Here is a 25,842-nt window from a genome sequence, read left to right on the forward strand (position 1 = left end):
CTCACCGATGACTGTCTCCAGACGCCTCTTCGTCACCGGCGCGACCGCCGTCACCGCGCTCGCCGCGACCGGAATCCCCGCGGCGGCCGCACCCGCCGAGGCCGAAGACCCCCGCTACCGCATCCCCGTCTCCCCGGACGACACCGCGGCCGATCTCGTCCGCAAGGCGTCCCAAGTCCGGCCCACCGCACGGCAGATCGCCTGGCAGCGGCTGGAGCGGACCGCGTTCCTGCACTTCGGCGTGAACACCTTCACCGGTCTGGAATGGGGCACCGGCGACGAAGACCCGGACGTCTTCCAGCCGACCGGACTCGACACCGACCAATGGGCCAGAGCCCTCCGCGACGGCGGCTTCCGGCTCGCCATCCTCACCGTCAAGCACCACGACGGCTTTGTGCTTCACCCCTCCCGCTACACCGACCACACCGTGGCCTCCAGCAACTGGCAGAACGGACACGGCGACGTACTGCGCTCCTTCGCCGACTCCATGCGCCGCCACGGCCTCAAGGTCGGCGTCTACATCTCGCCCGCCGACGAGAACCAGTACCTCCACGGCGTCTACGCCAACGGCAGCGCCCGCACCACGCACACCATCCCCACGCTCGTCGAGGGCGACGACCGCACACCACGGGAGTCGTACAGCCTCCCGGCCACCGACTACGGCGCCCACATGCTCAACCACCTCTACGAAGTGCTCACCGAGTACAGCCCGATCGACGAGGTCTGGTTCGACGGAGCCCAGGGGCGCATCCCGCCGGACAAGGTCGAGAAGTACGACTGGGACAGCTGGTACACCCTGGTGCGGTCGCTCGCCCCGGACGCGGTGATCGCGGTCTCCGGCCCGGATGTGCGGTGGGTCGGCAACGAGGGCGGGCTGGCCCGCGAGGACGAGTGGAGCGTCGTCCCGGTCCAGGAGAAGGACTACGGCCGGACCGACTACGCCCTCGCCTATGACGCCCCGGACATGGGCAGCCGTGACGCGCTCGTGGCGGCGCAGCCGGTGGCGGACTACCTCCAGTGGTGGCCGGCCGAGTGCGATGTGTCCATCCGGGACGGCTGGTTCTACCATGCCGACCAACAACCCAAAAGCGTGGCGCAGTTGACGGACATCTACTTCCGGTCCGTCGGGCGCAACTCGGTTCTGCTGCTCAACATCCCGCCGGACACCGACGGGTTGCTGCCCGCCGCCGACGTGGTCCGGCTGCGGGAGTTCCGCGAGCGCGTCGACCGGGAGCTGCCCGAGGACCTGGCGCGGGGAGCCCGTGTCACGGCCTCACCGGGGCGGGTCACCGTCGACCTCGGAAAGGAGCGGGAGGTGGACCGTGTCCGGCTGGCCGAGGACATCGGGCACGGTCAGCAGGTGGAGAGCTTCGTCGTAGAGGCCTACATGAACGGCGCCTGGACGGAGGTGACCGGGGCGGGGACGGTCGGCGCGAGCCGGATCCTCCTGCTGGCGGCTCCGGCGCGGGCCCGGCGGTGGCGGCTGCGGGTGACCGGCGCGCGGAGTGCCGTACGGATCACGGAGTTCGGGCTGTACCGGTCCCGGGTCTGAGGAGCAGGTGGCCACCAGGGCGTCGGCGACCTGGTGGCCACCGTTCAGCGCAGATGCTCCTCGAAGAAGTTCATCGTGGTCTCCATCGAGCGCGGCCACTGCCCGTAGAAGGTGTGGCCCTCGCCGCGATAGGTCCGCAACTCGACATCCTTCCCCGCCTTCTCGAACGCGGCCACCGTGTGTCGCGTCCAGGCGATGGGGCAGGTGTCGTCGACGGTGCCGTGATGGATCAGGAGAGGCTCGGTGACCCGGTCGAGGTAAGTGAGCGGGGACGCCTCACGCCAGAACTTCGGGTTCTCCTCGGGCGTACCGTGCTCGGCCTCGATCTGGCCGACGAGCGGATCCCCTTCCGGTCGCTGGAACTGGTCGATGTTCTCCTCCGGGTGCCCACTGACCGGAGCGAAGGCGACGGCGGCGTCGAACAGACCCGGAGCCACCACCAGGCTGTTGTAGACGACACCCCCACCCATCGACCGCCCCAGCAGCCCGATCCGGTCACCGTCGATCTCCGGCCGCCCGGCCGCCCGCAGCGCCTTCGCCGCGCCGATCACGTCCTCGGTGTACCCGAGCCGGAGATTCACGTCGTTGTCGGCATCCTTGTCCGACCTCGCGTGGTTGCGGTAGTCGGTGTGCAGGACGACATAGCCGTTACGGGCGAGCAGATCCTGCTCGCGGGAGAGCCCTCGGCCGGTGGTGTAAATGTCCGGGTCTATGTATCCGTGCGCGAGCACGAGCGCCGGGAAGGGGCCCTTCCCCTCGGGAATGTTCATGAGGCCCGAGATGGTCAACCCGTTCGCCTCGTACGTCACTTCGTAGCTCGTGTAGGCGTCGGTACGGGCCAGCACGGTGCCGAGCTTCAGCCCGGAACCGGTGTGCTCGCGCTCGATCAGACCGGGGATGGACACGGGGTTGACCGGGGTGGGCGTGGGGCTCTGCGTGGCAGTTCGGCTCGACGCCGATGGACTAGGGCGCGCTTGGTCGTCGTCGCCGCCGTCTTTGGCCGTACAGCCCACGGCGGCCGACAGCACCAGAGCGACGGCGACACATATGGTTCCCCTCAACCGCATACGCCCATTGTCCCTGACGAACTCGGCGACGGTCCGGCATCGCTGCTAAGGGGCGCGGGGAACTGCGCGACCAGCCCCTACGGCGCCGCAGACGACGAACGACCGATCCCGGCACAACCCGCGGAGCGCCCCGTACTGTCGCGCACGATCAACCGCGGCACCGGCACCCGAACCGTCCGCGCCGGCCCCCCGTCCACCAGCGCGGTCAGCTCCCTCGCCGCCGTACGCCCGAACTCCACGCTGTCCCGGGACAGGGCGGAGAGCCACGGCTTGACCATGCGGCACAGGGCCGAGTCCTCCCAGGCGACCACCGACACGTCCGCCGGCACCGAGAAGCCCAGCTCCGTGGCGGCGGCGACCCCGGCGAGGGCCATCACGTCGTTGTCGTAGATGAGCGCGGTCGGGGGAGCGGGGGCAGCGAGCACGCGGCGGGTCACGGCCGCGCCCTCCGCGTCGGAGTAGTCGGTGGTCACCGAGTCCACGCCGGTGAGCCCGCGCCGCCCGGCCTCGGCGCGCAGCGTGCGGACCCGGCGCTCGGTGTGGGCGAGCCCCGGCAGGCCCGCGATGTGCACGATCCGCCGGTGCCCGAGCGCGTACAGCTCGTCGACGACCGCGGCCATCGCGCCCGCGTCGTCCGCCCACACGGTCGACAGGCCGGGGTGCCGTTCGTCCGGGGCGCCGCCGATCACCACGGCCGGCAGACCCAGCTCGTCGAGCAGGTCCGGCCGGGGATCGTCGGTGCGCGGGTCGACCACGAGGACGCCGTCCACGCGGTGCTCGGCCCACCAGCGCCGGTACACCGCGCACTCGTCCTCGATGTCCTCCACGACCTGGAAGAGCAGCCCGAGATGACGCTCCGCCAGCACCTCCTGGATGCCCGAGACGAGTTGCAGGAAGAACGAGTCCACACCCAGCGTCTCGGCCGGCCTGGCGAGGACGAAGCCGACCGTGGCCGCGCCCTCCCCGGACAGCGCGCGGGCCGCCGTGCTGGGCCGCCAGCCCAGTTCCTCGGCGACCTGCCGCACCCGGTCGCGGGTGTCCTCGGAGACCCCGGGCCGGCCGTTCAGCGCGAAGGAGACGGCGCTCTGGGAGACGCCGGCGTGCCGCGCGATGTCCTTCATCGTCGGTCTGCGGGCCGGTGACCGCTTGCCTGACATGGTGATTCCTCATTCCCCGACGCATTCCCCGGTCAGTATGCACTAATGCGGTTCAGCTCGGTGATCCTAATACGCATTAGTCACTAAAGAAATTAGCTCCGCGAAAGCCATTGACGGGCCGGTGAGGCGGCGTGCAAGGTCTGCGTCGTTGGCCAACTCCGCCACAAAGGAGGCCGTTCCGGTGCCCATTTCCCGCAGAGCCCTAGCCGCCGCTTTCGCCGTCTGTGTCCTGCTGCCGCTGAGTGCCTGCGGCTCCGGCGACGACGGCGGCTCGACCGACGCCTCGGGCAAGGTCGAGGGCGACATCACCTTCCAGACCTGGAATCTCCGCGCCAACTTCAAGGACTACTTCGAGGGTCTGATCACGGACTTCGAGAAGAAGTACCCCGGCACGAACGTCAAGTGGGTCGACCAGCCCGCCGAGGGCTACGCCGACAAGATCAGCGCGGACGCCGCCGGCGGCACCCTCCCCGACGTCGTCAACGTCTCGCCCGACCTGGTCGCCCCGCTCGCCAAGGCGGGCCTCGCGCTCGACCTCGACAAGTCCGCCGCCCAGTACAAGAAGGAGTACCTGGACGGCGCCTGGGCCAGCCATCAGATACCGGGCATGACGGGGACGTACGCCTTCCCCTGGTACCTGAACACCGGCCCGCTCTTCTACAACAAGTCCCTGTTCGAGGAGGCCGGCCTCGACGCCGACCAGCCGCCGACGACGTACGACGAACTCTTCGCCGACGCCCTGCAGATCGCGGAGAAGACCGACGGCAAGGTCGCCACGCTCGCCAACGTCCCCACCATCGAGGACTTCGGCCGCTACGGCGTCCCGCTCATGAACAAGGGGGGCACCGCCTTCACTTTCAACGACGCGAAGGGCGTCGAACTCCTCACCAAGTACAAGGAGTTGTACGACGCCAAGGCCCTCGACCCGCAGGCGCTGACCGCCACCCCCGAGTCGTCCGGCAAGAAGTTCCTCACCGAGGCCGTCGCCATGAACCCCGGCAGCGCGCTGGACCTCGGCAACTTCAAGAAGCAGGCGCCGAACCTGTACAAGAACATCGGCATCACCGACCAGATCACCAGCACCGGCCACGCCAACATGTACGTGATGGGCGTGATGGTGAACGCGCAGACCAAGCGGACGCCCGCCGCGGTCGCCTTCGCGCACTACGTCACCGACGCCGCGCACCAGATGTCCTTCGCCAAGAAGGTCGCGATCTTCCCGAGCACCGCCGGCTCGCTGGACGACCCGTACTTCACCAAGGAGGACGGGACCGACGAGACGCGGGTGCGGGTGGCCGCCGCCAAGTCGCTGAAGACCGCCGTGAATTACACGCCCGTGCTGTTCAGCGAGCAGATGAAGACGGAGCTGCGCAACGAGGTCGCCAAGGCGTTGCAGGGCAAGGAGAGCCCCAAGGAGGCCCTCGACAACGCTGTCGAGGCCTGTGACCGGCTCCTTCAGCAGCAGGGGTAGCGATGTCCACCATGTCCCGGGTGCGGCGCCAACTACCGGCGAGTCCCTGGCTGTTCGCCGCTCCCGGCCTGCTGGTCATCGGCGCGTTCATCCTCTACCCGTTCATCTCCACACTGATCAACGCCTTCACCGACCGCCGCACCCTGATCCCCGGCGAGTTCGTGGGCCTCGCCAACTTCCGCGAGCTGCTGCACGACGACATGTTCTGGATCGGGCTGCGCAACAGCACGCTCTACGTCGTCGGAGTCGTCCCCGCGCTGGTGATCCTGCCCCTGCTCCTCGCACTGCTGGTGCAGAAGAACATCCCCGGCATCACCTTCTTCCGCTCCGCCTTCTACACCCCGGTCGTCGCGTCGATCGTCGTGGTCGGGCTGATCTGGGTGTGGCTGCTCGACGAACGCGGCCTGGTGAACTCGCTGTTGGAGACGGTTGGCGTGGGCCGCATCGGTTTCCTCAGCGACCAGTGGCTGCTGCTGTTCAGCGCGATGGCGGTCACGGTCTGGAAGGGCCTCGGCTACTACATGATCATTTACCTGGCCGCGCTCGCCCATGTGCCGCGCGAGCTGCACGAGGCCGCCGCCGTGGACGGCGCGGGTGCCGTGCGGCGCTTCCTCACCGTCACCGTGCCCGCTGTCCGGTCGACCATGGTGCTGGTCGGGGCGCTGTCGTCGGTGGCCGCCTTCAAGGTGTTCTCGGAGGTCTACCTGATGGCGGGGCCGAGTGGTGGTCCCGCCGGTGAGGACACGACGCTCGTGATGCTCGTCCAACGCACTGGTACGGGTCTGACGGGCCGGGTCGGTTACGCCTCCGCCATCTCGGTCGTCGTCTTCGTCGTCACCGTCGCGCTGATGCTGCTGGTGCTGCGGGCCGATCGGAGGGAGGACGGATGAGCGTGCTCGAGAAGGCACGGCCCGTCGAGCGGCCGGCCGCCGCACGGGAACCCCGCGTCACCGACGAACACGGCCGCCGGGTCCGTGGCTGGGAACTCGCCCTGCGGTACGCCCTGTTGCTGGCCGTCCTCGCCCTGACCATAGGCCCGTTCCTCTGGCAGCTCTCCACATCGCTGAAGGGCCCGACCGAGGACATCTACACCTCCCCGCCGAAGTTCCTGCCGAGCGACCCGACGCTCCACAACTACGAGCGTGTCTCCGAGACCATCCCGGTCTGGGACTACGCCCTCAACTCGCTCAAGGTCGCCACGGCCAACGTCGTCACCAACTGCGTCGGCTCGGCACTCGCGGGCTACGCCCTCGCCCGGCTCCGCTACCGGGGCCGCCGGGCCGCCACGCTCGCCTTCATCCTGGCGATGCTCGTGCCGGTGGAGGCCATCATCATCGCCCAGTTCACCACCATGCGGGAGCTGGGCCTCAACAACACCCTGGTCGGCGTGGTCCTGCCGGGCTGTATCGGCGCGATGAACGTGCTGCTGATGCGCAACGCCTTCCTCAACCTGCCGTACGAGATCGAGGAGGCGGCCTTCGTCGACGGCGCCAACGTGTGGCAGCGGTTCGCGCGGATCGCCCTGCCGTCCGTGAAGGGCACCATCGCCGTCGTCGCCATCTTCGCCTTCATGGGCGCCTGGGACGACTTCCTGTGGCCGCTCATCGTGCTGAGCGACCCGTCCAGGTTCACGCTGACCATCGGCCTCAACTATCTGCACGGCACCTTCGCCAACGACGAACGGCTCGTCGCCGCGGGCACGGTCATCGCCGTGGCACCGCTGATCGTCCTCTTCGCCTGTCTCCAGCGGTACTTCTTCCGCGGGGTCGGCGAGGGAGCGGTGAAGGGCTGACACCCCCTCCTTTCGTGTTTGACCGTGTATGACCGTGTTTTGACAAGGACACCGCATGCCTGCTGCCGTGCGCTTCGGCGTCAACTACACCCCCAGCGAGGGGTGGTTCCACCACTGGCTCGACTTCGACCTGGACTCCGTACGCGCCGACCTCGACTCGATCGCCGCGCTGGACCTGGACCACATCCGGGTCTTCCCGCTGTGGCCCTACTTCCAGCCCAACCGCACCCTCATCCGCCCGCGAGCCGTCGAGCAGCTCCGCCAACTCGTCGACGCCGCCGCCGAACGCGGCCTCGACGTCAACGTGGACGGTCTGCAAGGGCACTTGAGCAGCTTCGACTTCCTGCCGTCCTGGACGCGGACCTGGCACCGGCGCAACCTGTTCACCGACCCGGACGTCATCGAGGGCCAGGCGACCTTCCTGCGCACCCTCGCCGCCGCGCTCGCCGACCGGCCCAACTTCCTCGGCATGACCCTGGGCAACGAGGTCAACCAGTTCTCGGCCGGTCCGCATCCCGACCCCGACCGGGCCACCGGCGCGCAGATCGACGCCTGGCTGGAGCGGATGCTCGCCGCCTGCGAGGAGGGCGCCCCCGGCAAGCTCCATCTGCACGCCGAGTACGACGCGACCTGGTACCAGGACGACCAGCCGTTCACCCCGGCCCAGGCCGCCCGGCGCGGCGCGCTGACGGCCGTGCACTCCTGGGTCTTCAACGGCACCGCCCAGCGACACGGCCGTACGTCCGTGCCCACCGAGCACCACGCCGCCTATCTCATCGAGCTGAGCAAGGCGTGGGCCGACGATCCGCACCGGCCCGTCTGGCTCCAGGAGGTCGGCGCCCCCGCGCCGCTCATCCCGGCCGAGCACGCCGCCGCGTTCACCGAGGCGACCGTCACGCACGCGCTGGACTGCACGGACCTGTGGGGCATCACCTGGTGGTGCTCCCACGACGTGTCCCGGGACCTGGCCGACTTTCCCGAACTCGAGTACGGGCTCGGGCTGTTGACCAATGACCGGCGGCCCAAGGAGGCGGGGCTCGTGCTGGCGCGCGCGGCCCGGGAGCACACCTACGCCCCCAAACCCCGGACCATCGCACTCGTCGTACCCGACAACCCCGCGGTCCGCTCGGCGTGCGCTCCGGGCGGACCCGTCTTCGAGGCGTTCTTCCGGCTCACCGCCGACGGCTCCCGCCCCACCACCGTCCTCGACGTGCGCGCCGACGACAAGGACCACCTCGCCGCGCGCGGCGTCACCGAGGTCGTACGTCCCGATCAGGTTCTCCCCACCCCACAAGGAGGCACCCGCTCGTGAACCCCACCAGACGCACCGTCCTGCTCGCCGGAGCCGGCGCGGCCACCGCGCTGCTGCCCTCGTGGCAGGCGGCGGCCGCTCCGAAGGCCGGAGCCTCCGCGCCGTACGCCTCGTACTGGTACCCGGACTCGCTGTCCTCCGGCTCCCCGGGCACCGGCATCACCTGGCGCAGCCTCAAGGCGTGGCGCGCGGCCGATGACGCCGACCTCGCCTTCAACGCGGCGTCCGTTCCGCTCGCCGCGCGCTTCACGCCGGCCCCGGCGAACCCGACCGCCCGCGCCGGGAGGGCGCGCATCCAGTCGCTGGTGTCCTTCGGGCCGACGGCGAGCAACCCCTCGCAGGGGTCTTCGACGGCGGACTACTACGCGCTCACGCACTGGGCGTACATCGATGAGCTGGTGTTCTGGGGCGGGTCGTCGGGCGAGGGGCTGATCCTCGCCCCCAACGCGCCGATCGTGGACGCCGCCCACCGTCATGGCGTGACCGTCCTCGGCAACATCTTCCTGCCGCCGGTCGCCTACGGCGGGCAGTTGCAGTGGACGCGGGATCTGGTGCAGAAGGACGCGGCCGGGCGGTATCCGCTCGCCGCGCAGCTTGTCGCGGTCGCGGAGGCGTACGGGTTCGACGGGTGGTTCGTGAACGCCGAGACCGGGGGCGGGAATGCCGCCCTCGGGGCCGACATGCTCGGCTTCATGCGGGAGCTGAAGTCGCTTGCCAGGGCCAAGGGGCAGCGGGTGACCTGGTACGACTCGATGACCGTGAACGGATCGGTGAGCTGGCAGGGGGCGCTGAACTCGCAGAACCAGCCGTTCTTCGAGGCCGCCGACGACATGTTCGTGGACTTCCGCTGGACGGCGGGCAGTCTGGCGTCCTCGGGGCAGCGGGCGGACCAACTGGGCCGCAGCCGCTACGAGTTGTGGGCCGGGGTGGACGTCGAGGCCAACGGCTGGAACAAGTCCGTGAACTGGGACGCCATGGTGCCGACGGGCAGCGCGCATGTCGTGTCCGTCGGCTTCTACCGGCCCGAGTGGACACGCAACCATCTGCCCGAGGGCCGTACGCCCGGCGACTTCCACGCCGCCGACGACCGCTTCTGGACGGGACGGTCACTGGATCCCTCGAAGCCGGACGGTGCGGACAGCTGGCGGGCGCCCGCGGTGTCCGTGGCGGATCGGTCCACGGTGACGTCCGTGCCGTTCGCGAGCGTGTTCAACACCGGGCACGGGCTGCGGTGGTACGAGGACGGAAAGGTCACGTCCCAGACGCCCTGGAACCATCTGGGGCTTCAGGACCGGTTGCCGTCCCGGCGATGGGTGGTCCGTACGGAGGGTGAACGGCCGTTGGTCACCTTCGACTTCGCGGACGCCTGGCGGGGCGGCAGCAGTGTGCTGGTCGACGGCGCACTGGACGAGCCCGCGACCGTGGACCTGTATGCGACGCGGCTGCCGGTCACCGGCGACACGGTGGTCGAGCTGACCCATCGGGTCGACGCCGGGACCGTGAGCGTCGAGCTGGCCGTCGCGACCGCCGAGCCGGGCACGCCGGGCGGGACACCGCCGTACACCTACCTCCCGGTGGACTCGGCGGGCGGCTGGCAGACCGTGACCGTCCCGCTCACCGGCCTGACCGGGACCGTCCGCTCCCTCGGCGTCCGGCTCACCGCCACCGAAGGCCCCGTCCGCTGGCGGCTCGGCGCTCTCGCCGTACGCGGCGGTCAGACCGCGGCCCCGGCCGCCCCCGCCGGCCTCCGCATCACCGGCGCGACCGGCGGCGACCTGCGCTTCGCCTGGAACGCCACACCCGGCGACGTACGCCACTACACCCTCCACCGCCTCCTGCCCGACGGCACCCGGCGCTTCCTCGGCGGCACCTGCCAGCGGGCCTACTTCGTCGGCGGCCTGCGGCCCGAGCAGGGTGAGCAGGCGGCACGGTTCGAAGTGCGTGCCGTGGGGGAGCTGTACACCTCGTCGGCACCTGTGACCGTCAGCCACACCTGGTAAGCACCCGCACCCGGACGAACTGAGCACTCGGCCCGGACGACCTACGGAGCACCCCGCATGCATGACGACCGCAGCCTGGTCGAAGCCCGCCTCAAGCGCGTCCTCGACGAACGTGTCCGCCCCGCCGTGTACCCCGAGTCCGTACCGTTGGACGTGGCGGTGTGGCACGCGCCCGGCGAGCCCGTGCCGGTCGAGGAAGGGCTCGCGGCCGTACCCGAGCCGATCGGGGTGGGCGCCCGCTGGGGTGCTCCGTGGGGCACCAGCTGGTTCCGGGTCACCGGGACCGTCCCCGAGGCCTGGGCCGGGCGGACCGTCGAGGCGCTCCTCGACCTCGGCTTCGACGAGAACATGCCCGGCTTCCAGTGCGAGGGCCTGGTCTACCGGCCCGACGGCACCCCGGTGAAGGGAGTCAACCCGCGCAACCAGTGGGTGCGGATCGGCGCGCCCGTCGAGGGCGGCGAGGAGGTCCGGCTGCACATCGAGGCCGCGTCCAACCCCGTCATCCTCGACTACCACCCCTTCCTGCCCACCCAGCTGGGCGACAAGGAGACCGCGGGCAGCGACCCGCAGTACACGCTCACCCGCATGGACCTCGCCGTCTTCGACGAGACCGTGTGGCAGCTCGTCCTCGACCTGGAGGTGCTCGGCGAGCTGATGGCCGAGCTGCCGGTCGACTCGGCCCGGCGCTGGGACATCCTGCGGGCGGTGGAGAAGGCCCTCGACGCCATCGACCTTCAGGACGTGGGCGGCACCGCGGCGCGGGCGCGTTCACAGCTCACCGATGTCCTCGCCACCCCCGCCGCCCCGTCCGCGCACCGCGTCAGCGCCGTCGGACACGCGCACATCGACTCGGCGTGGCTGTGGCCGCTGCGCGAGACCGTGCGCAAGGTGGCCCGTACGACCTCGAACATGACCGCGTTGATCGAGGACGAGCCCGAGTTCGTCTTCGCCATGTCGCAGGCCCAGCAGTGGGCGTGGGTGAAGGAGCACCGGCCCGAGGTGTGGGCGCGGGTGAAGAAGGCCGTGGCGGACGGGCGGTTCGTGCCGGCCGGGGGCATGTGGGTGGAGTCGGACACCAACATGCCGGGCTCGGAGGCGATGGCCCGGCAGTTCGTGCACGGGAAGCGGTTCTTCCTCGACGAGTTCGGCATCGAGAACGACGAGGCGTGGCTGCCCGACACCTTCGGCTTCGCCGCGGGACTGCCGCAGATCATCAAGGCGGCCGGCTCCAAGTGGCTGCTCACGCAGAAGATCTCCTGGTCCCGGACGAACACGTTCCCGCATCACACCTTCACCTGGGAGGGCATCGACGGCACGCGGATCTTCACGCACTTCCCGCCCGTCGACACCTACAACTGCTCCATGAAGGGCAGCGAACTCGCCCACGCCGCCCGTAACTTCAAGGACAAGGGACGGGCCCGGCACTCCCTCGCGCCCACCGGCTGGGGCGACGGGGGCGGCGGCACCACGCGCGAGATGGTCGCCAAGGCGGCCCGCCTGCGCGACCTCGAAGGATCGGCGACCGTGGTGTGGGAGACCCCGGCCGCGTTCTTCGAGAAGGCGGAGGCCGAGTACCCGAACCCGCCCGTCTGGGTCGGCGAGCTCTACCTCGAACTCCACCGCGCCACGCTCACCAGCCAGGCGAAGACCAAGCAGGGCAACCGGCGCAGCGAACACCTCCTGCGCGAGGCCGAACTCTGGGCGGCCACCGCGGCCGTACGCACCGGATTCCCTTACCCGTACGAGGAGTTGGACCGCATCTGGAAGACGGTCCTGCTGCACCAGTTCCACGACATCCTGCCCGGCTCCTCCATCGCCTGGGTCCACCGCGAGGCACGCGCGACGTATGAGCGACTCGCCGGCGAGCTGAACGGGATCATCGACGCGGCCCAGCGCGCGCTGGCGGGAGAAGGCTCGACCCCGCTCGTCTTCAACGCGGCACCGCACGCGCGCGGCGGCGTCCCGGCCGGGGGCGCCCAAACCCCCGTCACCGAAGGCCGCACCACGCTCGCCCCGCGCACCGACGGCAGCCACGTCCTCGACAACGGCCTGCTGCGCATCGAGATCGACAACCGGGGTCTCGTCGTCTCCGCGTACGACATCGAGGCCGACCGCGAGTCGATCGCCCCCGGACGGGCCGCGAACCTCCTCCAGCTCCATCCCGACTTCCCGAACATGTGGGACGCCTGGGACGTCGACGAGTTCTACCGCAACACCGTCACCGACCTCACCGACGCCGACGAGGTGACCGCAGGTGACGACGGCGTGTCGGTCCGGATCGTACGGTCCTTCGGCGCGTCGCGGGTCACGCAGGTGCTGTCGCTCGCGCCGGGGGAGCGGCGGCTGGTGCTGGACACCGAGGTCGACTGGCACGAGACCGAGAAGTTCCTCAAGCTGGCCTTCCCGCTCGACGTGCACGCCGAACGGTATGCGTCCGAGACCCAGTTCGGGCACTTCCACCGGCCCACGCACACCAACACCAGCTGGGAGGCGGCCAAGTTCGAGGCGTGCAACCACCGGTTCGTGCATCTGGAGGAGCCGGGCTGGGGTGTGGCGATCGTCAACGACTCGACGTACGGCCATGACGTGACCCGCGCGGTCCGCACGGACGCCGACGGTGGTACGACCACGACCGTGCGGGTGTCGTTGCTGCGTGCCCCGCGCTTCCCCGACCCGGAGACCGACCAGGGCGTCCACCGGTTCCGGCACGCCCTGGTGCCGGGTGCGCACATCGGTGATGCCGTCCGGGAGGGCTGGCGGATCAACCAGCCGGAGCGGCGGATCACGGGCGCGTCCCACGTGGCGCCGCTGGTGAGCGTCGACCAGGACACGGTCGTCGTCTCCGCGGTCAAGCTCGCCGACGACGGCAGCGGCGATGTGGTGGTCCGGTTCCATGAGGCCCACGGTGGGCGCGCTCGCGCGACGCTCACCGCGGGGTTCGAGGTCGCGGGCGTGGCGGTGACGGACCTGCTGGAACGTCCGCTGCCGGAAGCCTCGCCTCAGCGCGACGGCAACAGGATCACCGTACGGCTGCGGCCTTTCCAGTTGATGACCCTGAGGCTGAAGCGGGCCTGACCCGATGGGTGCGGGCTCAGTCGGGCAGCTGCGTCCGCAGCCACTCCTCCACCTCGCCCACATGCGCGGCCGCCGCCGCCCGTGCCGCCTCCGGGTCGCGGGCGGCGAGGGCGCGGTGGATCGCGGCGTGTTCGCGGCGGGTGCGGGCGAAGGCGCCCTCTTCCTGGTAGCCGCGCCAGACGCGGGCGCGGAAGGTGCGGGAGGAGAGGCCCTCCAGGATGGCGGCCATGGTGTCGTTGCCTGCGGCGACGGCGATCTCGCGGTGGAAGGCGAGGTCGTGGGCGAGGATCTCGTCGGGGTCGTCGGTGGCGTTCATCGCCGTGAGGTGCTTCTCCACCTCGGCGAGCTGGTCCGGGGTGATGCGCGCGGCGGCCAGCGCGGTCGCCGTGGACTCCAGGATGCGGCGGACCTCCAGCAACTCCACCAGGCGCGGGCCGCGGGAGAGGTCGGCGACCACCCCGAACGTCTCCAGCAGGTCACCGGCCTGGAGCTGGGTGACGTAGATGCCGGAGCCGTGCCGCGCCTCCAGGACGCCGAGCACGGTGAGCGCGCGGATCGCCTCGCGCATCGAGCTGCGGGAGATGCCCAGCTGAACCGCGAGATCGCGCTCGGTCGGCAGCCGCTGGCCCGGCTCAAGCCGGCCCTCGCCGATCATCGCCTTGATCTGCTCGATGGCGCGCTGCGTCACCGTGCCCTTCTGCGGGGCGGTCTCGTCCACGCCACTCCTCCTGTCGACGGTGCGCCCGCAGTCTAATCTCCGATGTGGTCGGACCACTATGGCCGGATACCGGCATTATTTGCTGCGCGAGGGTGTTGTCAGGCCGAAGTGGTCTGATAAATATGCGGGCAAGTGCTCGATCACGCTCGATGAGGAGCTGGCAGATGGCCGACGGATCTGTGCGGAACGGACGGGGACGGGTCTCCCCGCGGATGGTGCGCGTGGCGGCGGTCGCCGTCGCGGGCGCCCTCGCTCTCACGGCATGCGGCAGCACCAAGGACACCGGGTCGGCGAGTGCGGGAGCCGGCGGCACCGGCAAGGTCGGGGTGATCCTGCCCCTGCTGACCTCGCCGTTCTGGCAGTCGTACAACGACTACGTACCGAAGATGGCCAAGTCGGAAGGGGTGGAGGCGCTGAAGACGGTCAACTCCAACAGCGATCCCTCCCAGCAGATCACCGACATCAACAACCAGCTCAACCAGGGCGTGAAGGGCGTGGTGGTGGCCCCGCTGGACAGCGCCGCCATCGAGGCCGGGCTCGACCAGGCCGAGCGCAAGGGCGTGCCCGTGGTCGCCGTCGACGTGGCGCCCGAGAAGGGCAAGGTCGCCATGGTGGTGCGCGCCAACAACGTCGCGTACGGCGAGAAGGCCTGCGAGTACCTCGGCAAGCAGATCCCGTCCGGCAAGGTCGTACAGATCATGGGCGACCTCGCCTCGGTCAACGGCCGTGACCGCTCGGAGGCGTTCCGCGACTGCGTCAAGAAGAAGTACCCGAAGCTGAAGGTCCTGGAGATACCGGCCAAGTGGGAGTCGGACACGGCCGCCTCCAAGCTCGACACGCTGCTGAACGCCAACCCCGACATCAAGGGCATCTACATGCAGGCGGGCGGCGTGTACCTCGCGCCTACGCTCCAGACCCTGAAGTCCAAGGGCATGCTGAAGAAGACGGGCCAGGCGGGCCACATCACGATCGTCTCCAACGACGGCATCCCGCAGGAGTACGACGCCATCCGCAAGGGCGAGATCGACGCCACCGTCTCCCAGCCCGCCGACCTGTACGCCAAGTACGGCATGTACTACATCAAGGCGGCGATGGAGGGGAAGACCTTCAAGCCGGGCCCGACGGACCACGGTTCCGAGATCGTCAAGCTGCCCAGCGGCATCCTCGAGGACCAGCTGCCCGCGCCGCTGGTCACAAAGGAGAACGTCGACGACCCCGAGCTGTGGGGCAACACGGTCGGATGAGTACCCCACTTGTCGAGGCGCGTGGCATCACCAAGCGATACGGCCCCACCACCGCCCTGTACGAAGGCCAACTCACCGTGTTCCCCGGCGAGTCCCACGGCCTCGTCGGCCGCAACGGCGCCGGAAAGTCCACGCTGGTGAACATCCTCACCGGCCTCCAGCCCGCCGACGAGGGCACGGTCCGCTTCGACGGCGAGCCCGCACCCCCGCTCGCCGACCGGGACGCCTGGCGCCGCAAGGTGGCCTGCGTCTACCAGAAGCCCACGGTCGTCCCCGAGTTGACGGTCGCCGAGAACCTGTTCATCAACCGGCAGCCGCTGCAGCGCGGCTTCATCAGCTGGCGCACGCTCAGGTCCGAGGCCGCCGCGCTCCTGGACACCTGGGACGTACGCGTCGACCCCGAGGCCCGCACCGCCGACCTCAAGGTCGAGGACCGTCAAATGGTGGAGATCGCCCGCGCGTTGAGCTTCGGCGCCCGGTTCATCGTGCTCGACGAACCCACCGCCCAGCTCGACAACCGCGAGATCGAGCGGCTCTTCACCCGCATGCGGGCACTCCAGGACTCCGGCGTCACCTTCCTGTTCATCTCGCACCACCTCCAGGAGGTCTACGAGGTCTGCCAGACCGTCACCGTGCTGCGCGACGCCCGCTGGATCACCACGGCCCCGGTCGCCGAACTCCCGCGGCGGGCCCTGGTGGAGGCCATGGCGGGGGAGTCCATCGAGGCCATCGCCGAACAGGCCGTGGATCCCAGGGACGTCGATCACGACGCCCCCGTCCTCCTCGAAGCCCGCGGACTCACCTCCCCGGCGTACCGGGACATCGACCTCACCGTCCGCCGCGGCGAGGTCGTCGGGCTGGCCGGCATCAGCGGCAGCGGCAAGGTCGAACTCGCCGAGTCCTTCGCGGGACTGCACACCCCGACGGGCGGGAGTGCCCGACTGAACGGGGAGCGGCTTCCGTTCGGCGATGTGCAGGCCGCCCTCAAGGCGGGCGTCGGCTGTGTGCCCCGGGACCGGCACGAGCAGGGCCTGGTCGCCGGCATGACCGTCGGCGACAACGCCACCATGAGCGTCCTGAACCGGCTCGGCCGGTACGGCTTCGTCGGCACCGACCGCAAGCGCGGCTTCGCCACCGCCCTCATCGACCGCCTCGACATCCACACCCAGGGCCCCGACCAGCCCGTCTCCGACCTGTCCGGCGGCAACGCGCAGAAGGTCGTCATGGCCCGCGCCCTCGCCTCCGACCCCAAGCTCCTGGTCCTCATCAACCCCACCGCGGGCGTCGACGTGAAGTCCAAGGAGTCACTGCTGGCCCGGATGGACAGCGCCCGCGAGGACGGCACCGCCGTGCTGGTCGTCTCCGACGAACTCGACGACCTGCGGCGCTGTGACCGCGTCCTCGTCCTCTTCCACGGCCGTGTCGTCGCCGAGCACCCGGCGGGCTGGCGCGACCACGAGCTGATCGCCTCCATCGAAGGAGTGGACCATGGCTGACACCAAGGCTCCGCCGGTGAAGCTGCCGCGGGTGCCCGAGGCCGGGGCGGCCCGCACGGTGCTGCTGCGCCGCGCCCGCGAACTGGCCCTCGTACCGGCCCTGTTGCTGCTCATGGTGCTCGGCGCGGTGGTCAACGACTCGTTCCTCACCGAGCGCAACCTGATCTCGATCCTCGGCGCCTCGGCCGCGCTCGCGATGGTCGTGCTGGCCGAGTCGCTGGTGCTGATCACCGGCAAGTTCGACCTGTCGCTGGAGTCCGTCGTCGGTATCGCGCCCGCCGTCGGAGCGCTGCTCGTGCTGCCCGTCGCGCAGTCCGGCTGGGGCACCGAGTTCCCGGCCGCGCTGTCCCTGCTGGCGGTCCTGGTGGTCGGTGCGGCGATCGGCGGGTTCAACGGGATCCTGGTCGTGAAGTTCCGGCTGAACGCGTTCATCGTGACGCTGGCGATGCTGATCGTGCTGCGCGGTCTGCTGGTCGGCGCGACCAAGGGCAAGACACTGTTCGGGATGCCCGACAGCTTCTACTCCCTCGCGACGACGACCTTCCTCAACGTCCCGATGTCGGTGTGGCTGGCCGCCGTCGCCTTCGCGGTGGCCGGGTTGGTGCTGAAGTACCACCGCATCGGGCGTGCGCTGTACGCCATCGGCGGCAACGCGGACGCGGCCCGGGCGGCCGGTATCCGGGTCGAGCGCGTGATGCTCGGCGTGTTCGTCGTCGCGGGTGTGCTGGCGGCGGTCGGCGGGATCATGCAGACCGGCTACGTCGGTGCGATCAGCGCCAACCAGGGCAACAACATGATCTTCACCGTGTTCGCGGCGGCGGTGATCGGCGGCATCAGCCTGGACGGCGGCAAGGGCACCATGTTCGGCGCCCTGACCGGCGTACTGCTCCTGGGCGTCGTACAGAACCTGCTCACCCTCGCCCAGGTGCCGTCCTTCTGGATCCAGGCCATCTACGGCGGAATCATCCTCGTCGCCCTCATGATCGCCCGCGTCACGACGGGCCGCGCCCAGGACTGACCCGCGTCGTTCCCCGCCAGCCACCGAAAGGCCCTCTGTGTCCCAGACGCCCGACCCCTCTTCACGTATCTCCGCGCTCGACACCTATGACATCCGTTTCCCCACCTCGCGGGAGCTCGACGGCTCCGACGCGATGAACCCGGACCCCGACTACTCGGCCGCCTATGTCGTGCTGCGCACAGACTCCGACGGCGCTGCGGACGGTCCGGAGGGGCACGGTTTCACCTTCACCATCGGGCGGGGCAACGAGGTCCAGGTCGCCGCGATCCACGCACTGCGCCATCATGTGGTCGGACGGTCCGTCGACGAGGTGTGCGCCGACCCCGGAGTGCTGTTCCGGGATCTCATCGGCGACAGCCAACTGCGCTGGCTCGGGCCCGAGAAGGGCGTGATGCACATGGCGATCGGCGCGGTGACCAACGCCGTGTGGGACCTCGCCGCCAAGCGGGCAGGCAAGCCGCTGTGGCAGTTCCTCGCCGACGCCGACCCCGAGTGGCTGGTCGGCCAGATCGACTTCCGCTACCTCACCGACGCGCTCACCCCCGAAGAGGCGCTGACCCTTCTCCGACGCGGCCGGGACGGCGCCGAGGACCGCAGGGCCCGGCTCCTGGAGCACGGCTACCCCGCCTACACCACCTCCGCCGGCTGGCTCGGCTACGACGACGACAAGCTCACCCGGCTCGCCGCCGAGGCGGTCGCCGACGGCTTCCGGCAGATCAAGCTGAAGGTCGGCGCAGATCTGGAGGACGACATCCGGCGCTGCCGGGTCGCCCGGTCCGTGATCGGCCCGGACATCCGCATGGCGATCGACGCCAACCAGCGCTGGGACGTCGACGAGGCGATCCGCTGGACCAAAGCGCTGGCCGAGTTCGACCCGTACTGGATCGAGGAGCCCACCAGCCCCGACGACATCCTCGGGCACGCCGCGATCCGCAAGGCCGTGACCCCGGTGAAGGTCGCCACCGGAGAGCACGTCCAGAACCGGGTCGTCTTCAAGCAGCTGCTCCAGGCCGGCGCGATCGACGTCGTGCAGATCGACGCGGCCCGCGTCGCCGGCGTCAACGAGAACCTCGCGATCCTGCTGCTCGCCGCCAAGTTCGGCGTGCCGGTCTGCCCGCACGCGGGCGGCGTCGGCCTGTGCGAACTCGTCCAGCACCTCTCGATGTTCGACTACGTCGCCGTCTCCGGCAGCATCGACGACCGCGTCATCGAGTACGTCGACCATCTGCACGACCACTTCCTCGCCCCGGTGGTGATCCGCGAGGGTCACTACACGGCACCCACCGCACCGGGCTTCTCCGCGGACATGCGGCCCGAGTCCATCGCCCGGTACACGTTCCCCGGCGGCGCCTTCTGGGCCGCCGACCTCAAGACGCAGCAGAAGGGGCAGGCGGCATGAACGACTTCGAGGGACTGAGGGCCCTGGTGACGGGCGGTGCCTCCGGCATCGGCCGGGCCACCGCGGAACTCCTGGCCGCGCGCGGCGCCCAGGTCGCCGTCCTCGACCTGGACCCGTCCTCCGTGGAGAAGCCGCTGCTCGCCCACCGCGCCGACGTCACCGACGACGCCTCCGTCCGCCAGGCCGTCGCCGCCGCCGTCGCCGAACTCGGCGGACTCGACATCCTGATCAACAACGCGGGCATCGGCGCCCAGGGCACCGTCGAGGACAACGACGACGCCGAATGGCACCGCGTGATGGACGTCAACGTCGTCGGCATGGTCCGCGCCGCCCGCGCCGCCCTCCCGCACCTGCGCGAGTCCTCCCACGCCGCGATCGTCAACACCTGCTCCATCGCCGCCACCGCGGGACTCCCGCAACGCGCCCTGTACAGCGCGACCAAGGGCGCCGTGTACTCCCTCACCCTCGCCATGGCCGCCGACCACGTCCGCGAGGGCATCCGCGTCAACTGCGTCAACCCCGGCACCGTGGACACCCCGTGGGTCGGCCGCCTCCTCGGCGCCGCCGCCGACCCGGCCGCCGAACGCGCCGCCCTCGAGGCCCGCCAGCCCACCGGCCGCCTGGTCAGCGCGGCCGAAGTCGCGGGCGCCATCGCCTACTTGGCGAGCCCCCTCTCCGGCGCCACCACCGGCACGGCACTGCCCGTCGACGGCGGCATGCAGGGTCTGCGCCTGCGCCCGGCGGGCCAGTGAGCACCCCGCCAGCGCCCGGCGGACGGCCGGTGAACACCCTCGGCAGGAGCGGCGTCGAGGTCTCCCCGCTCGCCCTCGGCACCGCCCCGATCGGCAACCTCTTCGCCGAAGTCACGGAAGAACAGGCGGAGGAAAGCGTCGCCGCCGCCTGGCAGCAAGGCATCCGCTACTTCGACACCGCCCCGCACTACGGCCTCGGCCTGTCCGAACGCCGCCTGGGCGCCGCCCTGCGCGAGCACCCACGAGACGCGTACACGATCTCGACGAAGGTCGGCCGCCGCCTGGAACCGGTCGACACCCCGGGCGACGACCTTGCGCACGGCTTCGCCGTACCCGCCTCCCACCGCCGCGTCTGGGACTTCAGCGCCGACGGCATACGGCGCTCCCTGGACGCCAGCCTGGAGCGGCTCGGCCTGGACCGCGTCGACGTCGTCTACCTCCACGACCCCGACGACCACGCCGAACAGGCCTTCCACGAGGGCTACCCGGCGCTGGAGAAGCTGCGCTCCGAAGGCGTCGTCGGCGCCATCGGAGCCGGCATGAACCAGGCCGGCATGCTGACCCGCTTCGTCCGCGACACGGATGTCGACGTCGTGCTGTGCGCCGGCCGCTACACGCTGCTCGACCAGAGCGCGCTCACCGAACTGCTGCCCGCCGCCGTGGACCGCGGTACGTCCGTCGTCATCGGCGGCGCCTTCAACTCCGGTCTGCTGGCGAATCCGAGGCCGGAATCGACGTACAACTACGACCGGCCACCACAGGAGATGCTGGACCGCGCCCTGCGCATGAAGTCGGTCGCCGACCGCCACGGCATCACCCTGCGAGCCGCCGCCCTCGCCTACTGCGCGGCGCACCCGGCCGTCGCGAGCGTCCTCGTCGGCGCACGGTCGGCGGCCGAAGTCCGGGACTGCGCCGAGCAGTTCGCGTCTGAGGTGCCGGAGGCGTTCTGGCGGGAGCTGAGAGAGACCGGCCTGCTGTCCGACGAGGAGCCGTCATGAGAGTCGCCCTGCACACCAAGGTCCGCGCGGACCGCGTCGCGGAATACGAGGCCGCGCACCGCGAGGTCCCCAAGGAGCTGACGGACGCCATCCGCGCCGCCGGCGCCACCTCCTGGACGATCTGGCGCAGTGGCACCGACCTCTTCCACGTCCTGGAGTGCGCGGACTACGCCCGGCTCCTCGCCGAGCTGGAGCAGCTGCCGGTCAACGTGGCCTGGCAGGCGCGGATGGCGGAACTCCTCGACGTGGTGCATGACTACAGCGGCGAGGGAGCCGACGCGGGCCTGCCCGTCGTATGGGAGCTGCCGTGACCGTCGACGCCCACCACCACGTCTGGGACCTCTCCGTACGCGACCAGGACTGGATCACCGGAGACGAACTCCTTCCCATCCGGCGGAACTTCACCGTCGCCGACCTGGAACCCGAGGCGCGGGCCGCCGGAGTGGACCGTACCGTCCTCGTCCAGACCGTCACCGTGCCCGACGAGACCCCGGAGTTCCTCGCCCTCGCCGCCGCGCACGACCTGATCGGCGCGGTCGTCGGCTGGACCGACCTCACCCGCCCGGACGTCGCCGACGAGCTGGCGCGGCTGCGTGAACTCCCCGGCGGCGACCACCTGAAGGGCATCCGCCACCAGGTCCAGGGCGAACCCGACCCCGAGTGGCTGCTGCGTCCCGACGTCCGCCGTGGACTCGCCGCCGTCGCCGACGCGGGCCTCGTCTACGACCTCGTCGTCGTGCCCCACCAACTGCCCGCCTGCGCCAAGGCCGCCGCGGACCACCCGGACCTCATCTTCGTCCTGGACCACCTCGGCAAACCCCCCATCGCCTCCGGCCGGCGGGAACCCTGGGCGAGCGCCGTCCGCACCCTCGCCGCACGGCCCAACACGGTCTGCAAGCTCTCCGGCATGGTCACCGAGGCCGATCCGAGGTCCTGGACGGTCGACGACCTGCGCCCGTACGCCGACACCGTCCTCGACGCCTTCGGCCCGGACCGCCTGATGTTCGGCTCGGACTGGCCGGTGTGCACACTGGCGGCGACCTACGGTGAAGTGCTGTCGGCGGCAAGGGAGTTGACGGACCCGAGCGACCGCTCCCGCATCTTCGAGGCCACCGCCACCCGCGTCTACGACCTCTGAGCCACCCCCGCCAGCCGCGTCGGCGGCAGATACTCCCGCACATACGTCCGCTCCCAGCACGCGCCCGTCTCCCGCAACTCACGCCAGGTCGTGTAGCGGTAACGGAAGAGACGGGCGCGGACGAACCGCGGGGGCTCGTCGGGCGGGAAGGGCGAGCGGCGCAGCAGTTTCAGGGTGGCGCGGTCGTTCTCCAGGAGCCGCTCCACCAGGGCGCCGAACCAGGAGCCGGCATACGCGGGCGACAGCGCGGCGAACCACATCATCCAGTCGAGCCGCAGATGGTACGGCGCGAACTGGCGCGGCCAGTGCCGGGGATCACCCGGCTTGCCCTTGAACTCGTACTCCCGCCAGTCCGAGTCCTCGCGCGGCACCGGCTCGGTCGTGCCCTCGACGACCACCTCGTAGCGGATCCGGCTGACGCTGCCGAACGCCCCGTAGGTGTTGACCAGGTGCAGTGGGTCGAAGGAGCGGTTCATCACCTGGCGGCGGGAGATCATGTTGCGGACCGGCTGGTAGCTCAGGCCCACGAGCAGCGCGGCGACGGCGAGGACGACGATCTCGTACCAGAGCGGGGCGTCGGCGACGGACGGCGGTGTGGTGGGGAACTCGATCGCCGACAGGGCCAGCACGATCGTGATCCAGTTCAGCCAGGAGAAGTTGCCCGACAGGACCAGCCACAGCTGGGTGACGATCATCAAGGACGCCGCGGCCGTCGCGATCGGCTGCGGTGTGAAGAGGAGGAAGGGCACGACGAGCTGGGTGACGTGGTTCGCGGCCACCTCCGCGCGGTGCAGAGGCCGGGGGAGATGGTGGAAGAACCAGCTCAGCGGGCCCGGCATCGGCTGGGTCTCGTGGTGGTGGTACAGACAGGTCAGGTTCCGCCAGCAGGCGTCACCGCGCAACTTGATCAGCCCGGCGCCGAACTCCACCCGGAACAGGATCCAGCGCAGCAGGAAGAGGACGACGATCGGCGGGGCCACCTCGTCATTGCCGAGGAAGACCGTGAGGAAGCCGACCTCCAGGAGGAGCGACTCCCAGCCGAAGCCGTACCAGGTCTGGCCGACGTTGACGATCGACAGATACAGCACCCACGGCACCAGCCACAGCAGCATGGCGCCCCACAGCGGCAGCAGCGAGTCCAGCCCCGCCAGCAGCGCCGCGGACACCGCGCAGCCCGCCCACGCGCAGGCCGCGAAGAACCGGTCCGAGTAGTGCAGTTGGAACAGGCTCGGGGCCCGCTTGAAAGGCACCCGCGCGACGAACCGGGGGATCGGCAGCATGCCGCGCTCGCCCAGCAGCGCGCGGAACTGCAGCGCTGCCGTGAGGAACGCGACCAGATACACGGCGGCCAGAGCCCGCTGGAAGACCAGCCGGCTCAGCCAGTAGTCGGGTGCGGTGAACCACTCCACGGCCGTTCTCTCCTGACACCATTGTCGCGCCGGAACCTCGGGTCACTCTCTGTACCCGTACCCTCGCTCCCCCGACCACTGCCAGATTGTTTGCGGGAACTCCGCTCACCGGTCGAAGAATGAGTCGAATCCTGGCAAGGTAGGCCCATGGTTGATCGGGGAGCGAGCGCCCTGTCACTCCCGGACGACTGGCCCGCCCACCCGGATCCGATCCTGGCGCTCAATCGCATGGGCAGCTTCGACTGGGACCTGGACACCGGCCTCTTCCACATGGACGCCCAGGCCCACGAGGTCTTCGACCTGCGCCCCGACGAATACGACGGCGACCCGGGAACCCTCTCCGTCCGGGTCCCGCCCCCGGAGGCCTACCGGCTCGACGGCCTGGTCGCGCAGGCCATGAAGGACGGCAGCGAGAACTACGGCACCTACTTCCGCATCCGCCGCCGCGACGGCAGCCTCCGCTGGACCCACACCCAGGGGTACATCCGCCGCGACGAGACCGGCCGACCGCGTCGGATCATCGGCATCGTCCGGGACGCCACCCAGGAATTCGAGGAGATCGAGGCCCGCCGGGACCAGGCGGCCCAGGACGAGGCCCGCCGCCGGCAGACCAACGTCGTCCAGCTCACCACCGCCGCCCTCGCGTACGCCCGTACCGTCCAGGACGTCATCGACGTCCTCAAGGACACCCACGGCCTCACCCACCTCGGCGCCACCAGCCTGGTCATGGGCCTGGTCGAGGCCGGCCGGATCCGGCTGATCGCCGAGGGCCCGGCGGGCAGCTTCGTGCCCGGCACCCTCGTCACCCGCATCGACGAGCCCTACCCCATGGGCGAGGTCGTCCGCACCCTCGCCCCGCGGTTCATCGAGTCGCCGGAGGAGTTCGCCGAGAGCTATCCGATCCTGTGGCCGCACATCACCGACCTGAACATCACGTCGGCCGCCTATCTGCCGCTGATCGCCCAGGCGAAACCCATCGGCGCGATGGGCCTGCTCTACAGCGACCGGCGCGGCTTCACCGCCGACGAACGCAACGTCCTCGTCGCCCTCGGCTCCAGCATCGCGCAGAGCCTGCAGCGGGCCATGTTCTACGAGCAGGAGAAGGACCTCGCGACCGGCCTCCAGCAGGCGATGCTGCCGCGCACCATCCCCAGCGTGCCCGGCGCCGACATCGCCGTCCGCTACCGCGCCGGTTCCGCCGCGGGCTCCCTGGGCCGGGACATCGGCGGCGACTGGTACGACCTGATCCCGCTGCCGGGCGGCCGGGTCGGCGCCGTCATCGGCGACGTCCAGGGCCACGACACCCACGCTGCCGCCGTCATGGGACAGCTGCGCATCGTCCTGCGCGCCTACGCCGCCGAGGGCCACACCCCCGCCACCGTGATGGCCCGCGCCTCCGTCTTCCTGCACGAACTGGACACCGACCGCTTCGCGACCTGCCTGTACGCGGAGGCCGACCTGTCCACCGGAGTCGTCCAGGTGGTCCGGGCCGGCCATATCGACCCGCTGATCCGGCAGACCGACGGGACCTGTCGCCGGATAGCCGTGGAGGGCGGGCTGCCGCTCGGTCTGTCCGCCGAGTTCGGCCGCCTCGAATACCCGGTCGGCACCATCGAGCTCGACCCCGGCCACACCCTGGTGCTGTGCACCGACGGCCTGATCGAACAGCCCGGCGCCGACCTCGACGACGGCATGCAGACCCTCGTGGCCATGATCAAGACCGGCCCGGACGACGTACGCGACCTCGCCGAACGGCTCATCGACGTGGCCGAGGAACGCGGCGCCGACGACGACGTGGCCCTGCTCCTGCTGCGTCGCCGCAGCCTGGACACCCCCCAGTCCGGCGGCCGGCTCCAGCAGCACGTGGCACCCGGCGACCCCGAGGCCCTCACCCAGGCCCGGCACATGATCCGCGCCGCCGTCCTCGCCTGGGGCGCCCGCGAGCGCGCCGACGAGATCGAACTCGTCGCCGACGAGCTGATCACCAACGCCCTGATGCACACCGAGGGCTCCGCCGTCGTCACCCTGCGGGTACTGACCGCCACCGACCGGCGGCTGCGCGTCGACGTCGAGGACTCCTCCAGCGCCCTGCCCCGCCGCCGCGACGCCGGCGAGGCGGGCGTCTCCGGACGCGGACTGCTCCTCGTCGACCTGCTCACGGACGTGTGGGGCGTGGAGGCGCGGGGCGGCGGGAAATGCGTGTGGTGCGAGTTCGTGGTGGGGGAACGGAGCTGAGTCCACCGG

The 25,842-nt window shown here is 70.4% G+C and carries 20 protein-coding genes; 16 read left to right on the forward strand and 4 right to left on the reverse strand.

Translation table 11 applies throughout. The features are described from left to right. Positions 1–7: 7 nt before the first annotated feature. Positions 8–1,552, forward strand: coding sequence for an alpha-L-fucosidase (locus KCH48_RS01500; RefSeq protein ID WP_210569571.1), 1,545 nt, complete (start codon positions 8–10; stop codon positions 1,550–1,552). A gap of 44 nt (positions 1,553–1,596) precedes the next feature. Here the strand turns inward: KCH48_RS01500 and KCH48_RS01505 are convergent, their stop codons facing one another. Both KCH48_RS01505 and KCH48_RS01510 read right to left on the reverse strand, forming a co-directional pair. Continuing rightward, entirely contained in the window at positions 1,597–2,457 is an 861-nt protein-coding gene (locus KCH48_RS01505; RefSeq protein ID WP_307840771.1) for an alpha/beta fold hydrolase, read from the reverse strand. 239 nt (positions 2,458–2,696) lie between these two features. Then, on the reverse strand, positions 2,697–3,776 hold the full coding sequence (locus KCH48_RS01510) for a LacI family DNA-binding transcriptional regulator (protein ID WP_210569574.1): 1,080 nt from the start codon (positions 3,774–3,776) through the stop codon (positions 2,697–2,699). Between the two features lie 181 nt (positions 3,777–3,957). On the opposite strand from KCH48_RS01510, the gene KCH48_RS01515 reads away from it, so the two are divergent. Genes KCH48_RS01515 through KCH48_RS01540 form a run of 6 tightly spaced genes read left to right on the forward strand, consistent with a single transcriptional unit; the run spans position 3,958 to position 13,426 of the window. Further along, a complete protein-coding gene (locus tag KCH48_RS01515; RefSeq protein WP_210569576.1) occupies positions 3,958–5,247 on the forward strand; it encodes an ABC transporter substrate-binding protein in 1,290 nt (429 codons plus the stop codon). Positions 5,248–5,249: 2 nt separating this feature from the next. Then, positions 5,250–6,137 carry a carbohydrate ABC transporter permease gene (locus tag KCH48_RS01520; RefSeq protein ID WP_210569578.1) on the forward strand — a complete coding sequence of 296 codons (888 nt, stop codon included), beginning with the start codon at positions 5,250–5,252 and terminating at the stop codon, positions 6,135–6,137. Then, positions 6,134–7,039 carry a carbohydrate ABC transporter permease gene (locus KCH48_RS01525; protein ID WP_210569580.1) on the forward strand — a complete coding sequence of 302 codons (906 nt, stop codon included), beginning with the start codon at positions 6,134–6,136 and terminating at the stop codon, positions 7,037–7,039. The genes KCH48_RS01520 and KCH48_RS01525 overlap by 4 nt, the downstream gene beginning before the upstream one ends. Positions 7,040–7,094: 55 nt before the next feature. After that, the gene (locus KCH48_RS01530) at positions 7,095–8,351 is read left to right on the forward strand and encodes a cellulase family glycosylhydrolase (protein WP_210569582.1); all 1,257 of its coding nucleotides are present in this window, start codon (positions 7,095–7,097) and stop codon (positions 8,349–8,351) included. After that, positions 8,348–10,351 carry an endo-beta-N-acetylglucosaminidase gene (locus KCH48_RS01535; protein ID WP_210569584.1) on the forward strand — a complete coding sequence of 668 codons (2,004 nt, stop codon included), beginning with the start codon at positions 8,348–8,350 and terminating at the stop codon, positions 10,349–10,351. The genes KCH48_RS01530 and KCH48_RS01535 overlap by 4 nt, the downstream gene beginning before the upstream one ends. Before the next feature lie 57 nt (positions 10,352–10,408). Beyond that, positions 10,409–13,426, forward strand: a complete 3,018-nt coding sequence (locus KCH48_RS01540) for a glycoside hydrolase family 38 C-terminal domain-containing protein (protein WP_210569586.1) — start codon at positions 10,409–10,411, stop codon at positions 13,424–13,426. Positions 13,427–13,442: 16 nt separating this feature from the next. On the opposite strand, the gene KCH48_RS01545 is transcribed toward KCH48_RS01540, so the two are convergent. Continuing rightward, positions 13,443–14,144, reverse strand: coding sequence for a FadR/GntR family transcriptional regulator (locus tag KCH48_RS01545; protein WP_210569588.1), 702 nt, complete (start codon positions 14,142–14,144; stop codon positions 13,443–13,445). Positions 14,145–14,356: 212 nt separating this feature from the next. Here KCH48_RS01545 and KCH48_RS01550 point away from each other — a divergent pair, with 212 nt between their 5' ends. Genes KCH48_RS01550 through KCH48_RS01585 form a run of 8 tightly spaced genes read left to right on the forward strand, consistent with a single transcriptional unit; the run spans position 14,357 to position 22,189 of the window. Then, entirely contained in the window at positions 14,357–15,388 is a 1,032-nt protein-coding gene (locus KCH48_RS01550; RefSeq protein WP_210570881.1) for a sugar ABC transporter substrate-binding protein, read from the forward strand. Next, positions 15,385–16,884: a sugar ABC transporter ATP-binding protein gene (locus KCH48_RS01555; RefSeq protein WP_210569590.1), complete on the forward strand. Its 1,500-nt coding sequence runs from the start codon at positions 15,385–15,387 to the stop codon at positions 16,882–16,884. Before KCH48_RS01550 ends, KCH48_RS01555 begins: the two co-directional genes overlap by 4 nt. Further along, complete coding sequence (locus KCH48_RS01560; protein ID WP_210569597.1) at positions 16,877–17,902, forward strand: ABC transporter permease; 1,026 nt, start codon at positions 16,877–16,879, stop codon at positions 17,900–17,902. Before KCH48_RS01555 ends, KCH48_RS01560 begins: the two co-directional genes overlap by 8 nt. Before the next feature lie 37 nt (positions 17,903–17,939). Next, entirely contained in the window at positions 17,940–19,301 is a 1,362-nt protein-coding gene (locus KCH48_RS01565; RefSeq protein ID WP_210569599.1) for an L-fuconate dehydratase, read from the forward strand. Then, a complete protein-coding gene (locus KCH48_RS01570; protein ID WP_210569601.1) occupies positions 19,298–20,053 on the forward strand; it encodes an SDR family NAD(P)-dependent oxidoreductase in 756 nt (251 codons plus the stop codon). Before KCH48_RS01565 ends, KCH48_RS01570 begins: the two co-directional genes overlap by 4 nt. A 29-nt stretch (positions 20,054–20,082) precedes the next feature. Continuing rightward, positions 20,083–21,051, forward strand: a complete 969-nt coding sequence (locus KCH48_RS01575) for an aldo/keto reductase (RefSeq protein WP_210570882.1) — start codon at positions 20,083–20,085, stop codon at positions 21,049–21,051. After that, positions 21,048–21,362 (forward strand): L-rhamnose mutarotase, encoded by a 315-nt coding sequence (locus KCH48_RS01580; RefSeq protein ID WP_210569603.1) that lies wholly within the window; start codon positions 21,048–21,050, stop codon positions 21,360–21,362. Before KCH48_RS01575 ends, KCH48_RS01580 begins: the two co-directional genes overlap by 4 nt. Then, on the forward strand, positions 21,359–22,189 hold the full coding sequence (locus KCH48_RS01585; RefSeq protein WP_307840772.1) for an amidohydrolase family protein: 831 nt from the start codon (positions 21,359–21,361) through the stop codon (positions 22,187–22,189). The genes KCH48_RS01580 and KCH48_RS01585 overlap by 4 nt, the downstream gene beginning before the upstream one ends. Here KCH48_RS01585 and KCH48_RS01590 read toward each other — a convergent pair. After that, positions 22,177–23,598, reverse strand: coding sequence for a lipase maturation factor family protein (locus tag KCH48_RS01590; RefSeq protein ID WP_210569607.1), 1,422 nt, complete (start codon positions 23,596–23,598; stop codon positions 22,177–22,179). The genes KCH48_RS01585 and KCH48_RS01590 overlap by 13 nt on opposite strands. A 147-nt stretch (positions 23,599–23,745) precedes the next feature. Here KCH48_RS01590 and KCH48_RS01595 point away from each other — a divergent pair, with 147 nt between their 5' ends. After that, positions 23,746–25,833, forward strand: a complete 2,088-nt coding sequence (locus tag KCH48_RS01595) for a SpoIIE family protein phosphatase (RefSeq protein ID WP_210569609.1) — start codon at positions 23,746–23,748, stop codon at positions 25,831–25,833. The last annotated feature ends 9 nt before the right edge of the window (positions 25,834–25,842 follow it).

This window comes from Streptomyces sp. GESEQ-4, assembly GCF_017948455.1.
GTDB lineage: Bacteria > Actinomycetota > Actinomycetes > Streptomycetales > Streptomycetaceae > Streptomyces.

Bases quoted from the DNA above. Each gene is read 5' to 3' on its own strand.
- KCH48_RS01500 (WP_210569571.1), top strand. From the start codon at position 8: ATGACTGTCTCCAGACGCCTCTTCGTCACCGGCGCGACCGCCGTCACC.
- KCH48_RS01510 (WP_210569574.1), bottom strand. From the start codon at position 3,776: ATGTCAGGCAAGCGGTCACCGGCCCGCAGACCGACGATGAAGGACATC.
- KCH48_RS01520 (WP_210569578.1), top strand. From the start codon at position 5,250: ATGTCCACCATGTCCCGGGTGCGGCGCCAACTACCGGCGAGTCCCTGG.
- KCH48_RS01525 (WP_210569580.1), top strand. From the start codon at position 6,134: ATGAGCGTGCTCGAGAAGGCACGGCCCGTCGAGCGGCCGGCCGCCGCA.
- KCH48_RS01530 (WP_210569582.1), top strand. From the start codon at position 7,095: ATGCCTGCTGCCGTGCGCTTCGGCGTCAACTACACCCCCAGCGAGGGG.
- KCH48_RS01540 (WP_210569586.1), top strand. From the start codon at position 10,409: ATGCATGACGACCGCAGCCTGGTCGAAGCCCGCCTCAAGCGCGTCCTC.
- KCH48_RS01550 (WP_210570881.1), top strand. From the start codon at position 14,357: ATGGTGCGCGTGGCGGCGGTCGCCGTCGCGGGCGCCCTCGCTCTCACG.
- KCH48_RS01555 (WP_210569590.1), top strand. From the start codon at position 15,385: ATGAGTACCCCACTTGTCGAGGCGCGTGGCATCACCAAGCGATACGGC.
- KCH48_RS01560 (WP_210569597.1), top strand. From the start codon at position 16,877: ATGGCTGACACCAAGGCTCCGCCGGTGAAGCTGCCGCGGGTGCCCGAG.
- KCH48_RS01570 (WP_210569601.1), top strand. From the start codon at position 19,298: ATGAACGACTTCGAGGGACTGAGGGCCCTGGTGACGGGCGGTGCCTCC.
- KCH48_RS01580 (WP_210569603.1), top strand. From the start codon at position 21,048: ATGAGAGTCGCCCTGCACACCAAGGTCCGCGCGGACCGCGTCGCGGAA.
- KCH48_RS01595 (WP_210569609.1), top strand. From the start codon at position 23,746: ATGGTTGATCGGGGAGCGAGCGCCCTGTCACTCCCGGACGACTGGCCC.